Origin of the sequence: Vibrio aquimaris (assembly GCF_009363415.1) — a bacterium.
Lineage (GTDB): Bacteria > Pseudomonadota > Gammaproteobacteria > Enterobacterales > Vibrionaceae > Vibrio > Vibrio aquimaris.
Genome location: NZ_CP045350.1, coordinates 710,143 through 734,126 on the forward strand (window position 1 = coordinate 710,143; position 23,984 = coordinate 734,126).

The 23,984-nt window shown below is 43.6% G+C and carries 22 protein-coding genes and 1 other RNA gene; 14 read left to right on the forward strand and 9 right to left on the reverse strand.

Annotation, left to right across the window (positions count from 1 at the left end):
- Window positions 1–67: 67 nt before the first annotated feature.
- Both FIV01_RS03265 and FIV01_RS03270 read left to right on the forward strand, forming a co-directional pair.
- A complete protein-coding gene (locus FIV01_RS03265) occupies window positions 68–3,340 on the forward strand; it encodes a type I restriction endonuclease subunit R (RefSeq protein ID WP_152429710.1) in 3,273 nt (1,090 codons plus the stop codon).
- Window positions 3,340–4,359 (forward strand): PDDEXK family nuclease, encoded by a 1,020-nt coding sequence (locus FIV01_RS03270; protein ID WP_152429711.1) that lies wholly within the window; start codon window positions 3,340–3,342, stop codon window positions 4,357–4,359. Before FIV01_RS03265 ends, FIV01_RS03270 begins: the two co-directional genes overlap by 1 nt.
- Window positions 4,360–4,561: 202 nt before the next feature.
- Here FIV01_RS03270 and FIV01_RS03275 read toward each other — a convergent pair whose 3' ends face one another.
- From FIV01_RS03275 to smpB, 4 genes are all read right to left on the reverse strand, one after another.
- Complete coding sequence (locus FIV01_RS03275) at window positions 4,562–5,863, reverse strand: type II toxin-antitoxin system HipA family toxin (protein WP_152429712.1); 1,302 nt, start codon at window positions 5,861–5,863, stop codon at window positions 4,562–4,564.
- A complete protein-coding gene (gene hipB / locus FIV01_RS03280) occupies window positions 5,863–6,105 on the reverse strand; it encodes a type II toxin-antitoxin system antitoxin HipB (protein WP_152429713.1) in 243 nt (80 codons plus the stop codon). Before hipB ends, FIV01_RS03275 begins: the two co-directional genes overlap by 1 nt.
- Before the next feature lie 220 nt (window positions 6,106–6,325).
- Window positions 6,326–6,711, reverse strand: a transfer-messenger RNA (tmRNA) gene (gene ssrA, locus FIV01_RS03285).
- A gap of 67 nt (window positions 6,712–6,778) precedes the next feature.
- Window positions 6,779–7,264, reverse strand: a complete 486-nt coding sequence (gene smpB / locus FIV01_RS03290) for an SsrA-binding protein SmpB (RefSeq protein WP_114786504.1) — start codon at window positions 7,262–7,264, stop codon at window positions 6,779–6,781.
- 120 nt (window positions 7,265–7,384) lie between these two features.
- Here smpB and FIV01_RS03295 point away from each other — a divergent pair, with 120 nt between their 5' ends.
- Entirely contained in the window at window positions 7,385–7,828 is a 444-nt protein-coding gene (locus FIV01_RS03295) for an SRPBCC family protein (RefSeq protein WP_152429714.1), read from the forward strand.
- On the forward strand, window positions 7,818–8,183 hold the full coding sequence (locus FIV01_RS03300; protein WP_152429715.1) for an RnfH family protein: 366 nt from the start codon (window positions 7,818–7,820) through the stop codon (window positions 8,181–8,183). The genes FIV01_RS03295 and FIV01_RS03300 overlap by 11 nt, the downstream gene beginning before the upstream one ends.
- Before the next feature lie 103 nt (window positions 8,184–8,286).
- On the opposite strand, the gene bamE is transcribed toward FIV01_RS03300, so the two are convergent.
- Window positions 8,287–8,649, reverse strand: a complete 363-nt coding sequence (bamE, locus tag FIV01_RS03305; protein WP_152429717.1) for an outer membrane protein assembly factor BamE — start codon at window positions 8,647–8,649, stop codon at window positions 8,287–8,289.
- Window positions 8,650–8,817: 168 nt separating this feature from the next.
- A complete protein-coding gene (gene recN, locus FIV01_RS03310) occupies window positions 8,818–10,482 on the reverse strand; it encodes a DNA repair protein RecN (protein WP_152429719.1) in 1,665 nt (554 codons plus the stop codon).
- Between the two features lie 253 nt (window positions 10,483–10,735).
- Between recN and sodC the strand changes: the two genes are divergently transcribed.
- Entirely contained in the window at window positions 10,736–11,248 is a 513-nt protein-coding gene (gene sodC, locus FIV01_RS03315) for a superoxide dismutase family protein (RefSeq protein ID WP_152429721.1), read from the forward strand.
- 61 nt (window positions 11,249–11,309) lie between these two features.
- Here sodC and nadK read toward each other — a convergent pair whose 3' ends face one another.
- A complete protein-coding gene (nadK, locus tag FIV01_RS03320) occupies window positions 11,310–12,194 on the reverse strand; it encodes an NAD(+) kinase (RefSeq protein ID WP_152429723.1) in 885 nt (294 codons plus the stop codon).
- Window positions 12,195–12,339: 145 nt separating this feature from the next.
- Between nadK and grpE the strand changes: the two genes are divergently transcribed.
- From grpE to dnaJ, 4 genes are all read left to right on the forward strand, one after another.
- The gene (grpE, locus tag FIV01_RS03325; RefSeq protein ID WP_152429725.1) at window positions 12,340–12,945 is read left to right on the forward strand and encodes a nucleotide exchange factor GrpE; all 606 of its coding nucleotides are present in this window, start codon (window positions 12,340–12,342) and stop codon (window positions 12,943–12,945) included.
- 284 nt (window positions 12,946–13,229) lie between these two features.
- A complete protein-coding gene (locus tag FIV01_RS03330) occupies window positions 13,230–14,501 on the forward strand; it encodes a dicarboxylate/amino acid:cation symporter (protein ID WP_152431640.1) in 1,272 nt (423 codons plus the stop codon).
- A gap of 240 nt (window positions 14,502–14,741) precedes the next feature.
- Window positions 14,742–16,658 carry a molecular chaperone DnaK gene (gene dnaK, locus FIV01_RS03335; RefSeq protein WP_152429727.1) on the forward strand — a complete coding sequence of 639 codons (1,917 nt, stop codon included), beginning with the start codon at window positions 14,742–14,744 and terminating at the stop codon, window positions 16,656–16,658.
- A gap of 189 nt (window positions 16,659–16,847) precedes the next feature.
- Window positions 16,848–17,996 carry a molecular chaperone DnaJ gene (gene dnaJ, locus FIV01_RS03340; protein ID WP_152429728.1) on the forward strand — a complete coding sequence of 383 codons (1,149 nt, stop codon included), beginning with the start codon at window positions 16,848–16,850 and terminating at the stop codon, window positions 17,994–17,996.
- A gap of 42 nt (window positions 17,997–18,038) precedes the next feature.
- Here the strand turns inward: dnaJ and FIV01_RS03345 are convergent, their stop codons facing one another.
- Window positions 18,039–18,473 carry a type IV pilin protein gene (locus tag FIV01_RS03345; protein WP_152429729.1) on the reverse strand — a complete coding sequence of 145 codons (435 nt, stop codon included), beginning with the start codon at window positions 18,471–18,473 and terminating at the stop codon, window positions 18,039–18,041.
- A gap of 106 nt (window positions 18,474–18,579) precedes the next feature.
- Between FIV01_RS03345 and FIV01_RS03350 the strand changes: the two genes are divergently transcribed.
- The 5 genes from FIV01_RS03350 (at window position 18,580) to tadA (ending at window position 21,970) form a co-directional block, all read left to right on the forward strand.
- The gene (locus FIV01_RS03350) at window positions 18,580–19,071 is read left to right on the forward strand and encodes a pilus assembly FimT family protein (RefSeq protein WP_152429731.1); all 492 of its coding nucleotides are present in this window, start codon (window positions 18,580–18,582) and stop codon (window positions 19,069–19,071) included.
- Window positions 19,065–19,706, forward strand: coding sequence for a PilW family protein (locus FIV01_RS03355; protein ID WP_152429733.1), 642 nt, complete (start codon window positions 19,065–19,067; stop codon window positions 19,704–19,706). The genes FIV01_RS03350 and FIV01_RS03355 overlap by 7 nt, the downstream gene beginning before the upstream one ends.
- Before the next feature lies 1 nt (window position 19,707).
- A complete protein-coding gene (locus FIV01_RS03360) occupies window positions 19,708–20,994 on the forward strand; it encodes a hypothetical protein (protein WP_152429734.1) in 1,287 nt (428 codons plus the stop codon).
- Window positions 20,984–21,367: a type IV pilus modification PilV family protein gene (locus tag FIV01_RS03365; RefSeq protein WP_152429736.1), complete on the forward strand. Its 384-nt coding sequence runs from the start codon at window positions 20,984–20,986 to the stop codon at window positions 21,365–21,367. Before FIV01_RS03360 ends, FIV01_RS03365 begins: the two co-directional genes overlap by 11 nt.
- Before the next feature lie 102 nt (window positions 21,368–21,469).
- Window positions 21,470–21,970, forward strand: a complete 501-nt coding sequence (gene tadA, locus FIV01_RS03370; RefSeq protein ID WP_152429739.1) for a tRNA adenosine(34) deaminase TadA — start codon at window positions 21,470–21,472, stop codon at window positions 21,968–21,970.
- 327 nt (window positions 21,971–22,297) lie between these two features.
- On the opposite strand, the gene mltF is transcribed toward tadA, so the two are convergent.
- Window positions 22,298–23,815 carry a membrane-bound lytic murein transglycosylase MltF gene (gene mltF / locus FIV01_RS03375; RefSeq protein ID WP_152431641.1) on the reverse strand — a complete coding sequence of 506 codons (1,518 nt, stop codon included), beginning with the start codon at window positions 23,813–23,815 and terminating at the stop codon, window positions 22,298–22,300.
- Between the last annotated feature and the right edge of the window lie 169 nt (window positions 23,816–23,984).

Here is a 23,984-nt window from a genome sequence, read left to right on the forward strand (position 1 = left end):
TCTGGATTAAGAAAGCAGAGTGGCGTTTTATTTCAGTTGGCTAACTTAAAATAATAAGAACAAAATAATGAAAGACACCACACAAGAAAAAGTATTTCAAGACGACATCATCAGTCAGATGTTGGCTAATGGCTGGGTGCAAGGCTCTGGCGAGGGCTACAACCGCGAATCCGCACTCTATGAAGCAGATGTGCTGAGCTTTATCAAACAGACGCAGCCGAAAGAGTGGCAGAAGTTCTGCAAAGTCTTCCCAACAGATTCTGAGCGTCACTTCCTTGATGCCTTGGTCACGCAGCTAAAAAAAGCCGATGAGAATGTTACTGATCGCGCATCACGCACCTTTGGCACCTTAGGCGTTTTACGCCACGGTTTAAAAATCCGCAATGCCCGTTTTGAATTATGTCAATTTAAGCCAGAGCACAGCCTTAACCCAGAAACCTTAGCGCGTTATCAACGTAATATCTGCCGTATTGTGCCAGAGCTAGTTTACAGCCCCCATATTTCAAAAGAGCAGCAACAAGAAACAGGAAAGAAGGCGACAGCCTTGAGCGAGAAAACAGCAAAGCGCTGGCGTATTGACTTGGTGTTGTTTGTTAATGGTTTGCCCGTCTCGACCCTTGAGCTGAAATCTGAGTTCAAACAAGCAGTAGAAAATGCCATTGCGCAGTACAAACTGACCCGTTTAGCGAAAGACCCTGCGACCAAAAAGCCAGAGCCGCTGCTCTCTTTTAAACGTGGCGCTTTAGTACATTTCGCGGTAAGTCAGTATGAAGTCTACATGACAACCAAGCTTGCAGGTGAAGAGACGCTCTTCTTGCCATTTAACCAAGGCACCCATGATGGTGGCAAGGGCAACGATATTCCGGATGATGCAAACCGCTATGCCACCGACTACCTGTGGAATAAAGTATTAACGCCAGATAACCTGCTTAATATCATTGGACGTTTTATCCATCTGCAAATTGAACAAAAGGAAGATTGGGAGGGGCGCAAAACCAAGAAAGAAACCCTGATCTTCCCGCGTTACCACCAGTGGGATGTAGTAACCAAGCTGGTTAATGCCGCGATTGAAGAGGGCACTGGTAATAAGTACCTGATCCAGCACAGTGCAGGTTCGGGCAAGTCCAACTCGATTGCATGGACAGCGCACCAACTCTCGACACTGTATGACGCCAACGGCAACAAACAATTTAATTCTGTGATAGTGGTGACAGATCGCACCGTTCTGGATGATCAGCTGCAAGACACCATCTATCAGTTTGAACATGCGGATGGTGTGGTGGGGCGCATCAACCACAAAGAAGGCAATGGATCGAAATCAGAGAAATTAGCAGCGGCTCTGGAAAGCTCTCAGCCAATCATCATAGTGACGATCCAAACGTTCCCACACGTGTTAAAAGCGATTGAACATTCAGCGTCTCTCAAACAGCGTTGCTATGCCATTATTGCTGATGAAGCGCATTCGTCACAAGGCCATTCTACCTCTCGAAAAATGAAAGAGGTGCTGATGAAAGATGACCTTGATAGTGAAGCTCCTCTTGATAGTGAGGATTGTCTAAACAATGCTATGGAAGCGCGGCGGGGAAGTGCAAACATCAGCTTTTACGCTTTTACAGCAACCCCAAAAGCTAAAACATTACAGTTATTTGGGCGATGCCCAGATCCTGACATGCCGCCTTCCAAACGTAACTTACCAGAAGCCTACCATATCTACTCAATGCGTCAGGCGATTGAAGAAGGTTTTATCCTTGATGTGTTAAGGAATTACACCAATTACAAGGTGATTTATCAGCTTAAACAAAAGCTGGAAACAGAAGATAAAGAAGTGGACTCAGGAAAAGCCAAGGTGAAACTCAATAATTGGGTACGCTTGCATGACCACAACATCTCACAGAAAGTCAAAGTGATTGTTGAGCACTTCAAAAAGAACATCATGGGATTACTCGGCGGTCAAGCTAAGGCGATGGTGGTCACTAGCTCACGTAAAGAAGCGGTGCGCTATAAGCTTGCTTTTGATAAGTATGTGGCAGAGCATGGCTACGCGGGTATACGAGCAATGGTGGCGTTTTCTGGTGAAGTTGAGTTTCACAATACTGATCCAGATAGCGCTGCATTACTGGATCAGAAGTTTACCGAGCACAACATGAACCCTGATCTCAAAGGTCGTGAGTTACGCAAAGCCTTTGATAGCGATGATTACCAAGTCATGTTGGTCGCGAATAAATTCCAAACGGGTTTTGACCAACCGAAACTCTGCGCTATGTACGTCGATAAGAAGCTGGCTGGTGTTGAGTGTGTGCAGACCCTTTCGCGCTTAAACCGCACTTATCAAGGTAAAGCTGAGTGTGGCACCTTTGTGCTTGATTTCTACAATGATCCGCAAGACATCCTCGACGCTTTTCAGCCATATTACCAAGTAGCAGAGCTTGAGGATGTGTCTGATCCTGACAAGATTTTTGATCTCTCAGAGAAGCTGCGTGCCAGTGGCATTTTCTTATGGACAGAGGTAGAGCAGTTTGTTGCTGCCTTCTTTACCAAGAATAAATCTAACGCCGCGATCAGCAATATCTGTAAGCCTGCCATTGAGCGTTGGCGTAAGCGTTATACCTCTGCGGTAGAAGCATACCTTCATGCTAAGACGGTGTTTGAACGAACCAAGAAAACCGGCGATGCAGTATTAATTACCAATGCGGAAAACAGTTTTAAAGAGTGCAAGCAAGAGAAAGACCGTCTTGAAATCTTCAAAAAGGATTTAGCCAGCTTTGTACGCTTTTATGAGTTTATGTCACAGATTGTTGATTACGACGATAAAGAGCTAGAAAAGCTGAGCCTGTATGCACGCACGCTTCGCCCAATGCTACGTGAGCAAGCAATCGAGGAAGATGAGTTAGACCTTAGTAATGTCGTGATGAGCCACTACCGTTTATCAAAAATCCGCCAACAGGATATTAGGCTTAAAGAAAATGAAGTGGGGTACAAAATTCAGCCAAGTAATGACATTGGTACCGCAAAACCAAAGAACAAGAAAGAAGAGTTTTTGTCACGTGTAATTGAGCGATTGAACGAGATATTTATCATCGATAATCTTACCGATAAAGATATGCTCAATTATGCTTTTACCGTGCGTGATAAGCTTACCGAGAATGACACTGTCATGAGCCAAATCGCAAATAATACTCGTGAACAAGCCATGTTAGGTGACTTTCCTCGTGCGATTGATGATGCGATTTTAGATAGCAATGAGTCCCATCAAGAGCAAATGATGCAGCTGTTGTCAGATCCGAATAAAGCTAGGGACTTTGCTAGGGTTATCTTTGATATGTTAAGTGGGGTGAAGTAATGGCGATTTATGAACTGGCTAGCGATACTCTCATTCGAATAGAGAGTACTTCATTTGAAGCAGAAAAGCTCAGAGAAAGGCAGGATATACAGCGCCTGTTAAGAGCTAACATCGGTGTCATCCTAGAGGATTGTCTGGTTATTGCTGAAGAATATGGACATTTTGTTGATTCGAACCGTCGTGTTGATTTATTGGCAGTCGATAAAAATGCCAATCTAGTCGTCGTAGAGCTAAAGCGAGATGACGATGGTGGCCATATGGAGCTTCAAGCTATTAGATATGCTGCTATGGTAGCGAATCTGACGTGGGAGCAAGCGGTAAGTGCCTATGCAGATTTTCTAACTCAGACTGAGCAGGATATAGATGCGCAAAGCTCACTGCTTGATTTTCTGGATTGGGACGCACCACAAGAAGATGACTTTGGCAAGGAAACGCGGATTGTTCTTGCTGCGAGAAATTTTTCTAAGGAAATAACAACATCTGTATTATGGCTGAATGATATGGGGCTGGACGTAACTTGCGTCCGCCTCAATCCTCATCGTTTGGGAGAACGCTTGCTACTGAACGTTGAGCAAATCATCCCCCTCCCCGAAGCTTTAGATTATCAAATTGAAGTGAGACACAAGAAGAGAGAAGAGAGAGCTGCCCGCAGTGGCAGCAAAGATCGTTCGGTCTTGAGCTTATTTGTCAATGGCGAGCTGTTTGAAAAGGACTTTAAAAAGTCGGATATTGGCCTGCATACAGTGTTAGCACTAGCGAAGAATAATCTTATTGACGAAGAGGCTTTTCAATATCTTCGATATAACAAAACGTGCTCGTTTCAGCTACTAAAGAAATTTGATGAAATAAAAGGGACTGAAGATAAATACAAAAAATATCGTACTCATCTAGAGCCTGAGTTTGTCTACCAAGAACAAAGCTACTATGTTGCAAGGAACTGGGGACTCCCAAATACCACTCGTTTTATCGACGAAATCCAAACCCACTTCCCTGAGTTGAGTTTTGAATGGAATGGCTGAACACGTTTTGGCATAAAGCAATGTTTACTATAGCTAGGTTGAAACCACTTCGAAGCGTTGTTTAATAAATCAAAGTAATCGTCAAGTACAACAGAAGAGACATAAGCCCAAATAGGAAAAAAGAACATCCATATTCATTCAATCGCGATACGCGGCAGCACAGACTAAAGTGCCCACTAAAATCGTTGCTTGCGCTGTGGCGTTAAATCTTGTTTGCTATTTTCTGGCTGTTGTCAAAAATGGAGTCTGCAATATGTTTAGGAAAATCTTCTGGTAGCGCAGAGCTTACTTTTAAGATAGCTTGAGGTAATGCCTCTTTCATTTCATTGAGTATCTCTTGCATGGTCTCTTGACTGAAATTAACTGCTTTGGCGGTATCTAAAAAGTGGCGAGGTAGGACTTTATAGATTTCATATTTTTTGCCTTTTGTTGCTTTCAAACCCATCGACAGTTTTAGTTTTCGGATGTTGAGCCCTTTTCCGCCCAGTAATGGGTAGGCAGACAAAATATCGTAGAATGGAGTGAGTCGATAGCTTCCACCTTTATCAATATAGATAGAAAAGTTTTTGCCATGCCCATCTGTCGCACCAATGAGCCATTGAAAGACTTGGAAGCGCATAAAGTTATGTCGATCTTCTAATGCATTGCTTGACCCCATTAACAGCGCCATGATCTGTGATATATCTGGGCCACCCTGAGATTCATACTTCATGGATGACGGTATCCCAAACACTTGGCAAATATCCTCTTGAGGTAGACGGAGCAAGTTAGTGTGATCTTTAGTCCAGCGTCTATCGAATCGCTCTACTGCTAAAGCTTTGATCTTGCCAGTTTTGATTATATCGATGTTGGGAACTGCGAACCCGAGTGCTCTGGCTAGTTCTATACAAAGATACTCATTTTCAACACTGTCTTTCAGATCGAGTGTTGCGTTTGCTTGCTGTATTTCACCGATTGGCAGCTTGATAATGTGAGTAGTAGGCGTGTTCCCTTTTGGGATACACCACTGCCCATTGGCTAATAGGAGCGCCGTTTTCTCCTGAGCGCCTGCAACAGAAATTCTAAAGTCCTGTTCTTCCTCGATCATTCCGAGGGGAATATTAGACTGATAGGCACAAAGAACCGCCTCTAGTTTTTGCTCATCCAGTACTTCATAGTGAAGTGGCTCTTTTTTATAGGGAAGTTCGGGGGGAAGTAAGGTGATAGCACCCACACTATCTTTTCCGACTTCTTTGAGGAGGTCAAAAGGCTGTTTGGATGAAGCCTTATACCGTGCAAGTATCCGGTCTCTGACGAGAGGGCTGTCTGGCAGGAGATTATCAAAATAGTTTATCACGGCGTCAGAAGTGATAGGTCGTAATTGAAGCTTTAAAGACAAGGATACTGGTCGGGTCATCGTATTGTTTAGCCAGCTTTGGTCATATTGGAAAGTATGAGCCCCATTCGTTTGCTTCTCTAAGGTGCCAACCCGTTCACCATTCATGTATGCGATTAGCTTTTGCATTACCAACTCTCATCATTATCTAAGGAGGTTACTTGCGTTTTTTCTTGGATACTTAATGTGAGATCCATTGCTTGAGCAAGCTTAAAGAAGGTAGAAAGCGTGGTTTTATTTGGGTTATTCTCAAAATTTGAGATCGTTGCTTGCTTGATGCCGACTTTTTTCGCAAGTTCTGATTGTGTCCAGCCATTTTTCTGACGGGTGAGTAACATTATGTCTGCTAATTGTTTTGGACTATATATCATTGGCGCCAGACCTCTATAAATAGGCTACTGCTTATTATCCTCTAGTGAGGATAAAGCAGAGTATATCCCCTAGTGGGGATAATTTCCACTTTATCCCTACTAGAGGATATTTAGAGTCGCCGTTATAAAAGCGCGAATATTGGGAAATGGTTAAATAAATTCTAATCGATATAGAAAACAAAAAGGCCCAACTCTGGTGAGTTGGGCCTTTCCAAACGTTTGGTGGAGCTGGCGGGAGTTGAACCCGCGTCCAAAAACCATTCATCTTTGGTACTACATGCTTAGTCGATCTTTAATTTCGCCACCCACCTGCGAACCGACACGCGAATGAATGACTAGCCTGAATTAAATTTCGCCGTTCATCTCTCAGGCGGGAGAATCCGGGCTAGCGCGTTTGGGTTTAAATCCTCATTATTCCCCGTCTTACGTGCGGAAGCTAGGGTGAGAACATCCTAGTAGGTTATTAGTCTACTTTTAAGCTGCGATTGCAGCAGGATTATATTCGTCGTTATTTGCGACTATTTTTTTGCGGCTTTTTACGTGGCCAACCGCCCCACGGCATGCACCTTAGACTGCAAAATTCCTGTCGAATCCTAAATCAGCCCCAAAGTGTTCTTTGCATAGTACCAGAAACAGGCGTACTGTCTAGCGCTATGCGTTTAAGTGGTTAAGATTAGCGCAGTGAGCTCTTCATCACTCGAGCTTTCTGGCGCTGCCAATCTTTGTCTTTCAGATCGTCTCGTTTGTCGTGAAGCTTTTTACCCTTAGCCACACCGATTTTGATCTTCACCCAAGAGCGTGACCAGTAAAGCGAGAGTGCTGTTAATGTCATGCCTTCGCGATTGATGCGTCCTAGTAAATTATCCAGTTCGCGACGACTCATAAGAAGTTTTCGCACACGTGTCGGATTGGCGACAACATGCGTCGATGCCTGATTAAGAGGAGTGATTGTCATGCCACTCACAAAGGCTTCACCGTCACGCATAAATACGTAACTTTCAGAAATATTGGCTTTACCTTGGCGAAGGGCTTTCACTTCCCACCCTTGTAGCTCCATGCCAGCTTCGATTTCATCTTCAATGAAATACTCGTGGCGAGCTTTTTTGTTGAGCGCGATGGTATTGCTACCCGCTTTTTGTTTTGATTTTTTCTTTGCCATAATGGAGCCATTATACGGTCAGGCGCTAAGATAAGAAATCCCTTTATTTGCGCTAAGGGCAAAAATAAAAGTAAAATTGATATATGCCAGCTGTTTTGGCATGTATGACGAGGAATCTATATGAAGCAAGTCAGTCGTTCGGCTTTGGTGTCATTTAGTGCACAGCAAATGTTTGATTTAGTCAATGACGTGGTCAGTTACCCAGAATTTCTACCAGGATGTTCGGGATCTAAGGTCATCGAGTCGAGTTTATCTGCAATGGTAGCTTCTGTTGATGTTTCAAAAGCGGGAATAAGTAAAACCTTTACGACTTCAAATCAGTTGGTTGCGGGTGAAGCTATTTTAATGAACCTTGTTGATGGGCCATTCAAAACCCTTAAAGGGGGCTGGTTTTTCACAGCTTTGGATGAAAAAGCATGTAAAGTCGAACTCAAACTGGAGTTTGAATTTTCGAGTAAGATGGTTGAGTTAGCGTTTGGTAAAGTCTTTAGTGAGTTGACCAATAATATGGTTAATGCATTTACCCAGCGCGCAAAACAGGTGTATTCGTGCTATGAGTATTGAGTCTGAAATGATCCATGTGGAAGTGGTTTATGCCTTGCCACACGAGCAGCGTGTCTACACCTTGGTAGTTAACCGCGCGATGACGGTTGAAGAGATTATTCGCCAGTCTGGGGTATTAGAGCAGTATCCTGAAGTGGATTTGTCGATGAATAAAGTTGGTGTGTTTAGTCGTAATATTAAGCTTGACTCGACGGTAAGAGATAAAGATCGAATAGAGATTTATCGTCCTCTTCTTGCGGACCCGAAAGATATTCGCCGCAAGAGAGCAGAGCAAGCCAAACAAGCAGGTAATGCCGATCCTGTCACGGGTGGAAAACAAAACCCACTGAGAAAAGAAAGTGCACCTGAGTCATAACTATATTGTGCTTAGCAAAATAGCCAATTAATCTTATTTAAGGTAAAAGGGTTGAAGTTTATACTTCAACCCTTTTATTTTCAGAGTCATTTAAATGATGAGCTTAATGTATTTGCTCAAAGAAGTCTGAGTTTGGCGCAAAGTCACCGTCAATATTGACCAGTTTACCTTCATCGTTAAAGCGGGCGATAAGATTTTTTTGCACCGAATCTTGGTGGCCTTCGGTCTGATGATCAATGTAGTACCAAGTATTTGGATAACCATTTTCGACTAACATAGGCGAGCCTAACACAAAGCGAACTTGCTCTTTGGTCATGCCAAATTTCAATTTATCAACGGATTTTTGCTCTACATAGTTACCTTGATTGATGTCAATCCGGTATACAAGCTTCTCTAGTAAAGAACAGCCTGTTAACAGTGTCATTGAGAGTGGAAGCGCAATAACAAGCCACTTTTTTATTTGCATATGAATCAATTCTTGTAACGGAAATTTCTTTAATTGGGCTGATAATAAACAAGCTGAGCGCTAAAGTAAAAAGCTCATCTTGTTTTGAACTGTTTCAGACCGCGATTTTTGAATTAAGTTGCAAACTCGTTCCAAATTTCCATAGCACTGTTACCTTGAGTGGGGAGCTTAAGCTGCTATCAGAAGCTCTTTCGCATTGGCAATGGTTGATTCGGTGATCTCACTACCACCGAGTAATCGGGCGAGTTCTGAGACTCTTTGATCGTTATCCAATGCGCGCATTTGTGTCTCCGTTTTACCTGCTTTGGTCTGCTTAGCAACAAAGAGTTGCTGGTGGCCACAGCCTGCTACTTGCGGTAAATGAGTGACACAGAGAACTTGAGTTGACTCTCCTAACTTGCGCAGCATTTTGCCAACCACAGCCGCTGTTGGGCCGCTGATCCCTACATCCACTTCATCAAAAATCAGGCTTGGAGTATCGACTTTTTGCGCGGTAATGACCTGTATGGCAAGTGATATGCGTGATAGTTCTCCGCCTGATGCGACTTTGGCAATCGGCTCTAGGGGTTGACCAGGGTTGGTTGATACCAAGAAACAAACAGTATTGATGCCAAGTGGTGAGGGATGCATATCTTGTTTATCAACTTGGATACAAAACTGTGCTTTTTCCATGCTTAGCTCATGCATACTTGTGGTAATTAGCTTGTTGAGCTCTTTGGCGTAGCGGCAGCGAGACTTACTGAGCTTTTCTGCGCTTTTAACAAAGCCTTGATAAGCTTCTTCAACATCTTGGCGCAATTCATCCAGCTTTTCATCTGAGCAATCAAGGTCAGCGATTTGGCTTAGTAAATCTTGATGATGCTGATAGAGCTCACTCGGTAGAACATGGTGCTTACGTGCTATTGACATGACTTTTGAAAAACGCTCCTCGACGTAGTTCATTCGCGCTGGATCCACATCAATGTTATCCATGTAGCTACGCAGCTCTCGGTTCGCTTCTTCAATCTGAATAATAGCTTCTGATAACATATCAGGAAGTTGAGTAAGCGTATTATCTAGCTCGGCCAGCTGAACTAAGGAGTGGTTGGCTGATTGGAGAATACCAAGCGCATTAACTTCTTCACCTTCGTATATAAGTTCGACGGCTTGTTGGCAAATGGTGGCCAATTCTCCACTGTTGGACAGTCGCTTGTGTTCTTGTTCGAGTTGTTCATACTCACCCTCGTCAAGAGAGAGCTCATTAAGCTCTTTGATTTGATACTCAAGGAGTTGTTTTTGCGCTAAGTTAGCTGCGCTATTTTCTTTGAGCCGTTTTAAATGATTATCTGCTTGGCGCCAAATTTGATAAGCATTACGAGTATTTTTTAATAGATTTCCGTGCCCAGCATATTGGTCTAGCATTGCCATCTGATGATCACCTTTCATTAATTGATGATGAGCATGTTGGCCATGAATGTTGATTAGTAATTGCCCGAGACTTTTAAGCTGTGACAAAGGAACAGGGCTGCCATTAATAAAAGCCCTTGAGCGGCCCTCTTTACTGATGACTCTGCGCAAGATGCAGTCATTGCCATCAAGTAAATCATTATCTTCAAGCCAGCGTGTTGCGTTGATATTATCTTCTAGGGTAAAGGCTGCGCTGACTTCGGTTTTTTCTTCTCCTTGTCTCACCATACTGGCATCTGCTCTACCGCCTAAACATAAGCCAAGCGCATCGATAGCAATCGATTTACCTGCGCCGGTTTCGCCTGTGATGGTTGTCATGCCTTTAGAAAGTTCAAGCTGTAGCGACTTAACAATGGCAAAGTTATTAACACTTAAATGAGCCAGCATCTTTCACACCTGTTTGAATTAATAATACTGTATAAAGAAACAGTATATACTGTTTCTTTATACAGTAAAGAGGAGTAAATCAAATTATTTTCGTTTTGTCATTATCAGGGCCATTGTTGTTGCCTATGTTATTAATAGGTGGTTTTGATTTCACAAGCTGATGGTGCAGGCGTTATAGTCGGTGAAGTTTATATCAATAGCCTATGAGCAAAGTCGCTTTGCCTTACACAAATAAAAAATGGGAGAATACCTCATGTATAAAACACAACTTGCTGCGCTGATGATGATGTTTTCAGCTACTGCTTTGGCCAATACCACTGACGTAGAAATGATCGATCTCAATTCGGGCAAATCCGTCGGTAGTGTTTCACTTGAGCAAACAGCTTACGGAACGGTTTTTACGCCCAATTTGAGCAACTTGCCAGCAGGCTTACATGGATTTCATATTCACGCTAACGCTTCATGTGACAGCATTAGTAAAGATGGCAAGACAGTGTTAGGCGGCGCAGCTGGTGGTCACTACGATCCTAAACAAACTGGTAAGCATGGAACGCCTTGGACTGACGATAATCACCTTGGCGATTTGCCAGCGCTCTACGTTGACAGTAAAGGTATGGCAACTCAGCCAGTGTTAGCTCCACGGGTACAACTGACTGATGTAAAAAATCGTGCGCTTATGATTCACGCGGGCGGTGATAACCATTCTGATCATCCAGCAGCTCTTGGTGGTGGTGGCGCCAGAATTGTGTGTGGTGTGATTAAATAACGATTATTTGCAACCAAGGTTAGTGAATATACTAACCTTGGTTGTTTATCTAATTAGCCCTCTAAAACAATCGGCTTGACCAACCTAGTTTGTTTCTCAGTACATGATAATAGCTATAATCTTTCGGGTGAATTAAATTTAACGTATTGGGACTTTGATAAATATGAATCTCATCGCCCGGTGATACAGGTAAAGACACTTGCCCGTCGCAGCTCACTTCTTGAGTTCCTCTATTTTCCGGTGACACTACAAGTCTGATTCGGCGTTTACTGTCAACAACCAAAGGCCGACTGGAAAGCGTATGTGGAAACATAGGCACCAGAGAAATCGCATTGAGGCTTGGAGAAAGAATCGGTCCTCCACCAGATAGAGAATAAGCGGTCGAACCTGTTGGGGTCGACACTATCAATCCATCCGCCCGTAAAGAGAAAGCAAAGCTTTTATCTATATACACTTCAAATTCAATCATATGGGCGACTTGCCCAGGGTGAAGTACGGCTTCATTTAATGCTGCATTGTGACTTTTTACTTGGCCGTGGCGATGCACTTCCGCTTCAAGTAAAAAGCGTTCTTCAACAATAAACTCACCGTCTAAGACACTTTTCAATGCGGCTTGGAAATCTTCAGGGTTGAGGTCGGTTAAAAAACCTAGGCTGCCACGATTAACCCCAATAACTGAAATTTTAAATCGAGATAGTACTCTTGCCGCCCCCAACATATTGCCGTCACCACCAACGACAATCGCCAGATCAGCCGCTTTACCCAGCTCAATCAGACTTGAAAAATCTTCTCGTGGTATATCGCTGAGAATATCGGCGAGTCGGTCGTCAATAAAAACCTTATACCCTTCGGATTTGAGCCAATTATATAAGTCTCTATGAGTTTGAATTGCTTGCTGATTTCTGGGTTTACCAATGATGGCGATCACTTCAAAAGGCTTTTTCATAGGTTTTCCGCACTAAATAGGCTTGATTCGACAATCTTCATCCCCATAATAATGGCAAGTTAGCTATTTATGCGAATTTTTATGTATCTAAAGAGTGATAAACGTGATGCTTTAGATACAGATGGAATTAGATTCTGGAGATATCATGAGCAACGAAGAAAACAAAATTAACCAAGATGAACTACAGCAGCAAGAGACGGTGCAAGATATTGAAGCCGAAGTTGTAGGTAGTGAAGCTGATATCGAATGGAACGAAGAGACAGAAAACCTTGAGCAAGATTCAAAGGTTGCGCAACTTGAAGCGGCTCTGCTCTCTAGTGAAGCTAAACTAAAGGATCAGCAAGATTCTGTACTGCGTGCTAAGGCTGAAGTTGAAAATATGCGTCGTCGTACTGAAACGGAAATCGACAAAGCCCGCAAATATGCGTTAAACAAGTTTGCTGAAGAATTACTTCCTGTTATCGATAACCTAGAGCGTGCTATTCAATCAGCAGATGCTGAAAATGAAGCGGTTAAACCAATTATTGAAGGTGTTGAGCTAACTCATAAAACCTTTGTTGATGCTGTGGGCAAATTTGGCCTCAAGGAAATTAATCCTGAAGGTGAGACATTCAACCCTGAAATGCACCAAGCTATGTCGATTCAAGAAAGCCCAGATCATGAGTCAAACACGGTTATGTTTGTGATGCAAAAAGGCTACGAGCTGAATGGTCGAGTTATTCGTCCGGCTATGGTGATGGTGTCTAAATAATAACTAATACTTATGTTTGTTATTTTAAAGAGAGGCTCATGCCTCTCTTTTTTTATTGTCCTAGATTACTGGCAAGATAAGCATCGAATGTATTGATTTATTGAATTATTTCTTGGTAGCCAATGACAAGAAAATAAATTTCCTATTGGATATATGTAACATTAACGTAAACAATGGCTTTATTTTGTTATCTCTTTGTGTATTATATGCGACTTCCGTCACTTTAATTGTCGGATTAAATTATAAAACCATAAAATACATACACAACATCTCGGAGATACATGATGGACAAATCTCTATCGAGCAAAATTTTCGTAGGCTTATTCGCAGGCCTACTCATAGGTGCTGCAATTCAGTATCTGTTTAGCGGAGTCGCTGTTTTTGATACTTATCTGCTCGGCGCAGCGGAAGGTGCAGGGGGGATGTTCGTTTCATTGATTAAACTTCTTGTTGTTCCTCTAGTATACGTATCTATTGTATGCGGTATTGTTGATCTGAAAGACATTAGTGCGTTTGGCCGTTTGGGCAGTAAAACCTTTGCACTTTATATTATCAATACCATTATCGCTATTGCAGCAGCCTTGACGGTAGGTCTACTTGTTCAGCCTGGTGCGGATGCTAATTTGGCGGGTACAATTTCGGAGTCGGTTAAGCTGACCACCACTGAGACTCCAGATATTTTCTCCCTCGTTGTTAATATTGTTCCTAGCAACCCTGTTCAAGCGTTTGCTAATGGTGACATGCTGCAAATCATTTTTATGGCGATCCTGACTGGTCTTGCAATCCAAGCTTTGGATTCACGAGGTGGCCCAGCCATTCGCACGTTTAAGCTAGCCAATGAGATCATGATGAAATTGGTTGGCTTGGTAATGAGCCTTGCGCCATACGGTGTTTTTGCGCTTATGATTCAACTAGGTGCGACATTGGATGCACACACTCTAGCCTCGGTAGCGAGTTATGTGGCGTTAGTGATTGCCATGCTGGTGTTCTGGATCTTTGTGTTCTATCCAATGGCGGTAGGCATTGCAACAGGCACGTCTCCTAAGACTTTCCTTCGTGCAACTCGTGAGCAAATTCTGTTCTCACTATCAACAGCAAGCTCGAATGCGACTATCCCTGTCACAATGAGAACCTTGACCGAGAAACTAAAAGTATCGGAATCGGTTGCAGGTTTTGGTGTGCCACTTGGCGCTACCATGAATATGTCTGGCGTGTCGATTTACATTGCGCTTGCGACTATTTTCGTTGCCAACGCTTTTGGTCAACCAATTAATACCACAGATGTCTTTACTCTTGGTTTGACGATTCTTCTCCTGTCTATCGGTGCTGGCGGCGTTCCTGGTGGCGGCGTGGTTATGATTGGTGTTTTGCTGCACCAATTGGGTTTACCACCAGAAGGTTTAGCTATTATTGCAGCGGTAGACCGTATCAATGATATGTTCTGTACTTCATCAAATGTTGTTGGTGATACGGCAGTTAATACCATAGTTGCCAAAACAGAAGGTGAAATCGGTAAACAAGAGCAGGAAGTCGAAACCGCGCAAGCGAATGTTTAAAGCTTGATCAACTATGCTTATTCAGAAAACGAGGCTAACAGCCTCGTTTTTTTATATTCAATTTTTTTGCACTTTTTTTTTATTATCCCCCTTGAAAAGACATTTAGCGCCCCTATCTATTTGGCATAAGTGAAACAAACAAAATTATTTTAGTTTGTGGATAAGGGTTGAATCCCTATTCTCCATCCCCACATAGGGGATATAGCAAAACGAAAATAGAATTTATTCGGAGATAACCTGATGGGTAAAATCATTGGTATTGACTTAGGTACTACTAACTCTTGTGTTGCTGTTCTAGACGGTGACAAGCCTCGCGTTATTGAGAACGCAGAAGGCGAGCGTACAACGGCGTCGGTCATTGCATACACTGATGGCGAGACTCTAGTAGGCCAGCCAGCAAAACGTCAAGCGGTAACCAACCCTGAAAACACATTATTCGCTATCAAGCGTCTAATCGGTCGTCGCTTCGAAGATGAAGAAGTTCAGCGTGATATCGAAATCATGCCTTATAAAATCGTTAAGGCAGATAACGGTGACGCTTGGGTTGAAGCTCAAGGCCAAAAAATGGCGGCTCCTCAAGTATCCGCTGAAGTACTGAAAAAAATGAAGAAAACAGCTGAAGACTTCCTTGGTGAGGAAGTGACTGGCGCTGTTATCACAGTTCCTGCTTACTTCAACGATGCGCAGCGTCAAGCAACGAAAGATGCAGGTCGCATTGCTGGTCTAGAAGTAAAACGTATTATCAACGAGCCAACGGCTGCTGCACTAGCATACGGCCTAGACAAGCAAGGTGGCGATCGCACTATCGCGGTTTACGACCTTGGTGGCGGTACATTCGATATCTCTATCATTGAGATTGATGAAGTTGAAGGCGAGAAAACATTTGAAGTACTAGCAACTAACGGTGACACTCACCTAGGTGGTGAAGACTTTGACAACCGCATGATCAACTACTTGGTTGACGAGTTCAAGAAAGAGCAAGGCATCGATCTTAAGAACGATCCTCTAGCAATGCAGCGTGTTAAAGAAGCGGCAGAAAAAGCGAAGATTGAGCTTTCTTCTACTTCACAAACTGACGTAAACCTACCTTACGTAACTGCTGATGCGACTGGTCCTAAGCACATGAACGTTAAAGTGACTCGTGCAAAACTAGAATCTCTAGTTGAAGACCTAGTACAACGTTCTCTTGAGCCTCTAAAAGTTGCTCTGGCTGACTCGGATCTTTCTGTTGGTGACATCACTGACGTTATCCTAGTAGGTGGCCAGACTCGTATGCCAATGGTTCAAGCTAAAGTAGCTGAATTCTTCGGTAAAGAAGCACGTAAAGATGTGAACCCTGACGAAGCAGTCGCTATGGGTGCTGCAGTTCAAGGTGGTGTTCTAGCGGGTGATGTTAAAGACGTTCTTCTACTAGACGTAACACCTCTGTCTCTAGGTATCGAGACTATGGGTGGCGTGATGACTAAACTAGTTGAAAAGAACACGACTATCCCAACGAAAGCGAACCAAGTTTTCTCTACAGCAGAAGACAACCAGAATGCGGTAACTATCCATGTTCTTCAAGGTGAGCGTAAACAGGCTATGTACAACAAGTCTCTAGGTCAATTCAACCTAGAAGGTATTCAGCCAGCGCCTCGTGGTATGCCTCAAATCGAAGTAACTTTCGATCTTGACGCGGACGGCATCTTGCACGTTTCTGCTAAAGATAAGCAGACAGGTAAAGAGCAGAAGATCACTATCCAAGCGTCTGGCGGTCTAAGCGATGACGAAATCGAAAAAATGGTTCAAGAAGCAGAAGCAAACAAAGAAGCGGACAAGAAGTTCGAAGAGTTAGCAACTGCACGTAACCAAGCTGACCAAATGATCCACGGTACTCGCAAGCAAGTTGAAGAAGCAGGCGAGGCTTTGCCTGCAGAAGATAAAGAGAAAATCGAAGCGGCTATCTCTGAGCTTGAAGAAGCAAAAGGCGGCGACGATAAAGAAGTGATCGATGCGAAAGTTCAAGCGCTAATGACAGCTTCTCAAAAGTTAATGGAAATCGCTCAGCAACAAGCTCAAGCACAACAAGCAGCAGGCGCGGAAGCTGGTGAACAGCCTAAGCAAGAAGACGATGTTGTTGATGCTGAGTTTGAAGAAGTGAAAGACGAGAAAAAATAAGTTTTAACTCGGACTTAGCTTAATGCATAATTGCGGGCGTTTGGGGTAACTCATGCGCCCGTCTGTTTGTAATTGACTTGTCAGTCTAGATAATGGTTCCCGAAACTGTGATCTCGAATTTTTATCTAGAGTGATATAAACACCAAGCGACAATAAGTCGTTTGCAGTAATAAATTGGTGACGAAGAAAATGTCAAAACGTGATTTTTACGAAGTATTAGGCGTAGGCCGTGATGCATCAGAGCGCGATATTAAAAAGGCGTACAAGCGCCTTGCAATGAAATTCCATCCCGATCGTAATCAGAGTGATGAGTCTGCTGCAGAAAAATTTAAAGAAGTAAAAGAAGCGTACGAAATTCTGCTTGATCCTCAGAAAAAAGCAGCTTATGACCAGTATGGTCATGCTGCCTTTGAGCAAGGTGGCATGGGTGGCGGTGGTTTCGGTGGCGGCGGAGCTGGTGCTGACTTTGGCGATATTTTTGGTGATGTGTTTGGCGATATCTTTGGCGGTGGTCGTCGAGGTGGTGGTCAGCAACGTGCGCAGCGCGGTGCCGATTTGCGCTATAACATGGAATTGTCTCTGGAAGATGCTGTACGTGGTATCTCTAAAGAAATTGAAGTTCCGACCCTAGTTAACTGTGATGTTTGCGACGGCAGCGGAGCGAAAAAAGGCTCAGCACCAGAAACTTGTGGTACTTGTCATGGACATGGCCAGGTGCAGATGCGCCAAGGTTTCTTTGCTGTTCAGCAAACCTGTCCTACTTGTCATGGTAAAGGCAAGGTAGTGAAAGACCCATGTAATGCATGTCACGGTCAGGGCCGTAAACAGAAGACCAAAACACTCAATGTTAAGATCCCTGCAGGTGTAGATACTGGCGATCGCATTCGCTTATCTGGTGAAGGCGAAGCAGGAGAAATGGGTGCGCCAGCGGGTGACTTGTATGTTCAAGTACATGTTAAGGAACACCATATTTTTGAACGCGATGGCAACAACCTTTACTGTGAAGTACCAGTGAGCTTTGCAATGGCTGCTTTAGGTGGTGAAGTGGAAGTGCCGACTCTTGATGGTCGTGTCAACCTCAAAGTCCCAACTGAAACGCAAACTGGCCGCATGTTCCGTATGCGCGGTAAAGGTGTTAAAGGCGTTCGTGGCGGCGGTATAGGCGACTTGATTGTGAAGTTGGTAGTTGAAACGCCAGTGAATCTAAGCAATCGCCAAAAAGATTTGCTGAAAGAGTTTGAAGAGTCTTGTGGCGGTGAAGCCGCAACCAAACATAAGCCTAAATCAGAAGGCTTTTTCAATGGCGTCAAAAAGTTTTTTGATGATCTGACTAGCTAAGCATTAGCCTGATTATAAAGCCTGCATAGATTGCAGGCTTTTTTATTGCCAGCAATCTTGGGGAAACGTCCTGTTATTTGCGTCAAGACTAAGATAGTCAGTATTATTGCTGATAAGGCAGTCATCAAGAGTTTGCTGGCTCTGCTCTTGAGCAATCGCTTTTATGACATAGGGCGAATCAGCGCTTGCCTGTATTTCAAATATGAAGCGTTCTGGCTCAGAGCGACACATGAGACATTTTCCGTTAGAGATTAAACTTTCCCAATGGTAACCCTGATCATAACCATGCTCTATTTCTAGTTGCAGCTTAGTAAGATCGCTAATGGCTGCCGTTCTGTGCGCTGCCCTTATTTGTTGCTGATAATTGGGGTAAGCAAATAGTGCGAGTAGACTCACTAAGGCGACAACAAACAAGAGTTCGATTAACGTCATTGCCTTTACACTTTTCTTACTCAATTTGCAGTGATTTACAAGCATTGCCTCGAATCCTATCTATTAGCCAACATGAGTTATTGTTGAGCAGTGTTAGCATCAAACCAAGTATGGTTTTGAGCACCTGACTGCTTGCAGGAGAAGTTGAGAAATGACTCGTGGATTTACCTTATTGGAGCTGGCGATTGTCATCGGATTGATAAGCATGACTCTTTTATGGGCAATCCCCAGTTTTCGCTCAGTGTCAGAAACGGCCCAAATGACTCGCCTTGCCAGTGAATTATATGGATTTATAGTTCAGGCTAAATCACAAGCGAAATTACGAAGGCAGCTTCTATGGGTTCATATTTTTCAGTCAGGCCAAAATTGGGAGTTAAGGCTCACGGATGATAAAGATAGAACACAAGGAAGGTTAATCACAAAGCTCTCAGGCTTGTCATTTAAAGGCACTTCTCTTTTTTCAAATCACAGTGCTAATCGGATCAGTTTTGATGCTAGCCATGGAAGGCCTAAAAGTGGGAGCTTGGTTTTTTACCCGTCACTTAGCCCTGAACTTAGTCTTGAACTGAGAACCCATTTTCGTTCAGCAATGGTTCGCGTATGTGCGCCTAGCACTGCGCATTTAGGCTATGACCTATGTTAAACCCCAAAAGTTATTGCCAGGGAATGAGCCTTATTGAATGCCTTGTGTCTGTGGCAATTAGTCTGATAGTGATGGCGACACTAATGAGTTTACTGCTGCACAATGCTCAAATAGCCAATGCGGGTATTAAGCAAAGACTACTGCAACAGAGCACTCACAGTGTTAGCCAAATGATAAAGCATGATTTATATCGCGCGGGCTACGGTGGTGAACTAGGCCGAGTGATTAAAATCTCGGGCGCCGACAATGTGTATCATTGGCTGCAAAACCCGGTGACTTCCCTCATCGGTTATGCATACCTCGCTGGTGAACTAGGCTCAAAGGAAGCTTACGTGAATGTGGTTTATCAACGTAATAATCACTACCCAAATCAGCTTAGAGTCTGTGAGGTTAAGCTACCTAGGGTGATATCAGTGACGGAAGCTGCCAACTTTAATGCCTACTTTGGCAATCGGTGTAATACATTATTTGACATTAAGCAAATAATGGTGACAGAGTTTGATTTAAAAAGCGAAACCATTCTATCTAGCTTGCCTTCATCTAGTTTGCTCTCGGTATCAATAACAACCGCTCTTACCGATTCGCCAGAGCAAAGTTTATCTGTCTCGTTTGTTCTACACCCGAGAAACTCATGAGATGAAGACTCAGTCTGGCGCAACAAGCGTTATAATGACTAGTTTAATGATGAGCCTCATTCTTGTGTTTGTGATGACCAGTGCTAAGGGGATATTTTATCAACTTAAGGACAGTAATAATCAAATAGATAGCCGTCGCTCCTACTGGCGAGCAGAAGGAGGACTTGAATGTGCATACGCCAAGATGCTAGCCAGTCGAAAGCTCACACACGATTTTAGAAGTTGTATCGAATTACTTGATTTAGATGAGTTAAGCCTTGAGCAAGGACGCCCTAACATTATTTATTCACGCAGTGGCTTTGTGACCTTATCCAAAGCTTTTTACTTGCCGAGGCTACAAATTAAAAGCTCAATCACCACTCGTTCACATTTGTTGGTGAATGGCAATTTCAAAGTCAGTCCTCATGTGGGAGATAGAATAAATAGCGCCGAATGGGAATGTTATTCGATTCGCTATACTGGAGATTTATATGCACTTAGCTTTTCCACAAGCCCCCTTATGTTGCAGCAAGTGAGTGAACCAAATACTTCCCATACCGATGCTCTCAATGACCCAAAATGTGCAGATTCACATTATACTCGCTTGGCATGGCAGCCTGAAGATACCCAAAAAGACTTTATTTTTAAGCCAGAAATAGATCCGTTTAAGGAAGTGTTTAATCTTGGCCGGAGCCAGTGGTTTACGATAATGTCTGATACCTCGAGAATTGCCCACGTTCCAATAACTTTGACCAATGCGTTGCCACCCAAAGCTGATCTTCTTCCAAAACCCAGGTTTAACGATTCATGCGCCAGTCAAATAGTCACTTTGATCAGATCGTTTCATGATTTGATTTGGGTATATGGCGGATGTGAGCTTTTGGAGCAGGATATCGCTTCTATTAACCTTGCCATTGAACGCTATTTAGATTCGGGTCTAGTACTGGTGTTACATAATGGCATTGTCTCTATCTCTTCGCAGCAGCCTCTTAATGGGGTTATCTACCACTTAGTGACATCAGAAAATATACAATTTACCGATTGGCCCAAAACAGCAAACGATAAGTCACCTTCACGTTTAAGCCAAACCTTAGCGCAATTACCGACAGCTCAGTTTAGCAAACAGCAAATCAGTTATTTTCAGTATGGCCGCTTTTATCCGCTTGGAGGTTTGATCCTAGATGCGCCTAATTATTATGCCGTGGCTAACGGTGAACTGAGCACTAAATACAGTCAGAGTATCAGCGAGTCAGTGGCCAAGTATTTTCATTCGCTAAACTGGGCCCAAGGTAGTTGGTATGATCTTTAATCAAACAGGGATGAGTCTTATTGAGGTTTTAATCGTGCTTGCGATAGTTGCCCTTGGTGCAATTGGGCTGGCTAAGCTCCAAGTTGATGTTGAAGTTAAAAGCGAAACGGCTAACCAACGGCTTATGGCGCTCAATCTGGCAGAGTCTCACCTAGAAAGGTTTGCAGCCAATAGAGTTTGGTCTAGAGATTGCCACCTAGCATCTAAATGTATCGCACCTGAAAATGGCTATTTTCAGATTCATTGCACAATGGAACCTGTGATCCTTGATGGTACGCAAGTGAACAAAGTTCTAGTGGAAGTGTGCTGGCAAGAGCGAAATAAACACAAACAATCGGTCACACTAGATACCTTGTTTGCTCTGCTGCCTTAAACCTCCTAGTTTTAAAGAAAGTTTGTGTCAATCGACGCACTTTTACTTATCTTGCGTTAACTGTAAAATTACCCGTCGTTAATGAAATAGTTAGGAGCGCTTTTGTCACAGCCTCAATTTAGTGAACAAGATCATCTTTTTATGCGCAGAGCAATGGAGCTGGCTGAGCTGGCTGAGCAAGAAGGAGAAGTGCCTGTTGGTGCAGTATTGGTCAGAGAAGGCGAGATCATTGCCGAAGGTTGGAATCAATCGATTGCTCATCATGACGCGACGGCTCATGCGGAAATGCAAGTACTGCGCAAAGCAGGCCAGACAATTAAAAACTATCGACTACTTGATACCACACTTTATGTCACGCTTGAGCCTTGCCCCATGTGCGCGGGCGCTTTGCTGCATAGCAGAGTGAAGCGGATAGTTTTTGGTGCATCAGATTTAAAATCAGGCGCAGCGGGTACAGTGCTAAATCTATTTGAGCATCAAGCAGCCTACCATTATGCCGAGGTAGAGCAGGGGCTATTAGAACAAGAATGTCGGTTGCAACTGCAAGCTTTTTTCAAGCGCCGCCGCAAAGAGAAAAAAGCACTAAAACAAGCCAAGGAATAAAAATTCTGGGTATGAGAGTCTGTTTCTTTTTATCACTAGCTAGCGTATACGGGTAACAGACTCTATGTAGTGGGTAATAATATAGAGTTACTAGGCGCAGATTAACTGCATAAACGCTCTGTGGCGAGCGATAACTTTTTTCCTATTATTGCTTAGCATTCTTTTACGACGATTAGCTGCAACAGTTTTACTTAGGCGTCTTGACTGAACTTTGCGTCTACGCATGAAAACACCCTCCTATTTGGGTTGAAATAAACACAACTTACTATGTATGGGCGCAGAGCAATAATTCAAGTGCCAAGGGGCACTTGAATTATGAAGCTTTAGTTACTCTTGAGTTTGCTCTGATACTGGTTGTGGAAGGGTCTCACTTGCATTGGAAAGTGAAGCGTCTGGAAGTTCAATCACTGCAATATCATCAACGTTATTGTCACTTTTTTCGATTGGCTTTTGATCAATGTGGCCTATGATACTTTGATAATAACGACGAATGTTTTCGACATAGTTTTTCGCCTCGTCCCCTCTTGCGTAGCCGTATTTGGTTTGGCTAAAGTATTTCTTCTGTCTCAATAAGGGCAATCTGTCCTTAACCTCCACCCAAGAGTCGGGGCTGGCACCTTGTTTTTTGGTTAGTCTTCTTGCATCCATCATATGCCCGTAACCTACGTTGTAGGCAGCGAGAGCAAACCAGATTTTTTCATGTGTCGCAATAGAGTCGGGGATGCGAGACACCATGCGGCGCAGATATTCAACGCCGCCTCGTACCGACTGTTGAGGGTCAAGGCGGTTAGTCACTCCGACACTTTTAGCTGTAGGCAAGGTCAGCATCATCATACCGCGTACTCCGGTCGGCGATTTTGCTTTCGGGTTCCAGTGAGACTCTTGATAAGCCAATGCTGCGACTAATCGCCAGTCAAATTCATCCGAATATTGCTTAAACAGCGGTGCCCATTGCGGCAATTTAGAATTGAGAGCGCGGATAAATGCGCGGGTATCGACGTAATCAAAGCTACCTATGTGGCCAATGTATTTTTCTTCAAGAGACGCAAGGTGGCCAGATTGTTTGGTGTAGCCAAAAAACTCAATCAGCAGAGCGTAAAGGCTTTCGTCTTCAGAGCGGCGTACAAACCATGAAATCGGTTGATCTTCAGTAAGCTCGAACGCCACGGCAATCTCTGGATAAACACGTTGTGACAGTGACAATTCGACGGAATCGGCGACGGTGAACATCAGCTGACCTTGGGCGACTTGTTTGAGTAAATCACTGACTTCAGCTTCGGGATCAACCTCGAACACAAAATCTGGGTGGTCCTTTTCTCTTAGTGTATTGAGTGTTTTTTTAACATGCGAGTCGCTGACGATTTTAAGCTTAGCTTCTTGTTCACCATCAACATCATGTCTACTGACCAACTGCTCCAGCGTTCTTGGTCGCCAGTTGCCTTTTTTATAAACAACTTGCTGACTGACATAGTAATAAGCAGGACCCGGTCTAAAACGTTCCGTGCGCTCAGGGGATGAAATCAACCCTGCTGCTATGATGTCAATCTCTCCTTTCTCAAGGGCAGGATAGAGGGATGGAATGCGATACGCGGGTTTCATCTCAAGTTGAACGCCGAGTTCATTGGCGAACTCTCGCGCCAATTCGTAATCCAAACCAGCAGGGCCATCTGGACCAATATAGTAAGAAATCTGGTTGTTTAATGTTCCGACGCGCAAGACGCCGCGTTCACGGATCTGGTCTAAGTCGCTTTTAGGCTCAGATTCGATTTGGCAGCCAGACAGCATCAAGGCAGAAAACAGCAGTGCGCCAAGATATGTCATAGGGTTTAAGTAATGCTTCTTCATTGACCACATTCTCATACTTCCATTATGAGCATTTATATCAAAGTGTCGTGACAAGGCAAGCCAATCAGGCCCCGTTGCGACGAAAGATTTGAAATTACGATTGTTGCGGTAATTCAAATTTGCTGAAAAAAATGACGCAAACGGTTGCTTTTAGTGTTACATCACAAAA

Bases quoted from the DNA above. Each gene is read 5' to 3' on its own strand.
- FIV01_RS03275 (WP_152429712.1), bottom strand. From the start codon at position 5,863: ATGCAAAAGCTAATCGCATACATGAATGGTGAACGGGTTGGCACCTTA.
- sodC (WP_152429721.1), top strand. From the start codon at position 10,736: ATGTATAAAACACAACTTGCTGCGCTGATGATGATGTTTTCAGCTACT.
- bamE (WP_152429717.1), bottom strand. From the start codon at position 8,649: ATGCAAATAAAAAAGTGGCTTGTTATTGCGCTTCCACTCTCAATGACA.
- FIV01_RS03330 (WP_152431640.1), top strand. From the start codon at position 13,230: ATGGACAAATCTCTATCGAGCAAAATTTTCGTAGGCTTATTCGCAGGC.
- mltF (WP_152431641.1), bottom strand. From the start codon at position 23,815: ATGAAGAAGCATTACTTAAACCCTATGACATATCTTGGCGCACTGCTG.
- FIV01_RS03360 (WP_152429734.1), top strand. From the start codon at position 19,708: ATGAAGACTCAGTCTGGCGCAACAAGCGTTATAATGACTAGTTTAATG.
- FIV01_RS03300 (WP_152429715.1), top strand. From the start codon at position 7,818: ATGAGTATTGAGTCTGAAATGATCCATGTGGAAGTGGTTTATGCCTTG.
- recN (WP_152429719.1), bottom strand. From the start codon at position 10,482: ATGCTGGCTCATTTAAGTGTTAATAACTTTGCCATTGTTAAGTCGCTA.
- grpE (WP_152429725.1), top strand. From the start codon at position 12,340: ATGAGCAACGAAGAAAACAAAATTAACCAAGATGAACTACAGCAGCAA.
- FIV01_RS03350 (WP_152429731.1), top strand. From the start codon at position 18,580: ATGACTCGTGGATTTACCTTATTGGAGCTGGCGATTGTCATCGGATTG.
- FIV01_RS03265 (WP_152429710.1), top strand. From the start codon at position 68: ATGAAAGACACCACACAAGAAAAAGTATTTCAAGACGACATCATCAGT.
- hipB (WP_152429713.1), bottom strand. From the start codon at position 6,105: ATGATATATAGTCCAAAACAATTAGCAGACATAATGTTACTCACCCGT.
- smpB (WP_114786504.1), bottom strand. From the start codon at position 7,264: ATGGCAAAGAAAAAATCAAAACAAAAAGCGGGTAGCAATACCATCGCG.
- dnaK (WP_152429727.1), top strand. From the start codon at position 14,742: ATGGGTAAAATCATTGGTATTGACTTAGGTACTACTAACTCTTGTGTT.
- nadK (WP_152429723.1), bottom strand. From the start codon at position 12,194: ATGAAAAAGCCTTTTGAAGTGATCGCCATCATTGGTAAACCCAGAAAT.
- FIV01_RS03295 (WP_152429714.1), top strand. From the start codon at position 7,385: ATGAAGCAAGTCAGTCGTTCGGCTTTGGTGTCATTTAGTGCACAGCAA.
- FIV01_RS03355 (WP_152429733.1), top strand. From the start codon at position 19,065: ATGTTAAACCCCAAAAGTTATTGCCAGGGAATGAGCCTTATTGAATGC.
- FIV01_RS03365 (WP_152429736.1), top strand. From the start codon at position 20,984: ATGATCTTTAATCAAACAGGGATGAGTCTTATTGAGGTTTTAATCGTG.
- dnaJ (WP_152429728.1), top strand. From the start codon at position 16,848: ATGTCAAAACGTGATTTTTACGAAGTATTAGGCGTAGGCCGTGATGCA.
- FIV01_RS03270 (WP_152429711.1), top strand. From the start codon at position 3,340: ATGGCGATTTATGAACTGGCTAGCGATACTCTCATTCGAATAGAGAGT.
- FIV01_RS03345 (WP_152429729.1), bottom strand. From the start codon at position 18,473: ATGCTTGTAAATCACTGCAAATTGAGTAAGAAAAGTGTAAAGGCAATG.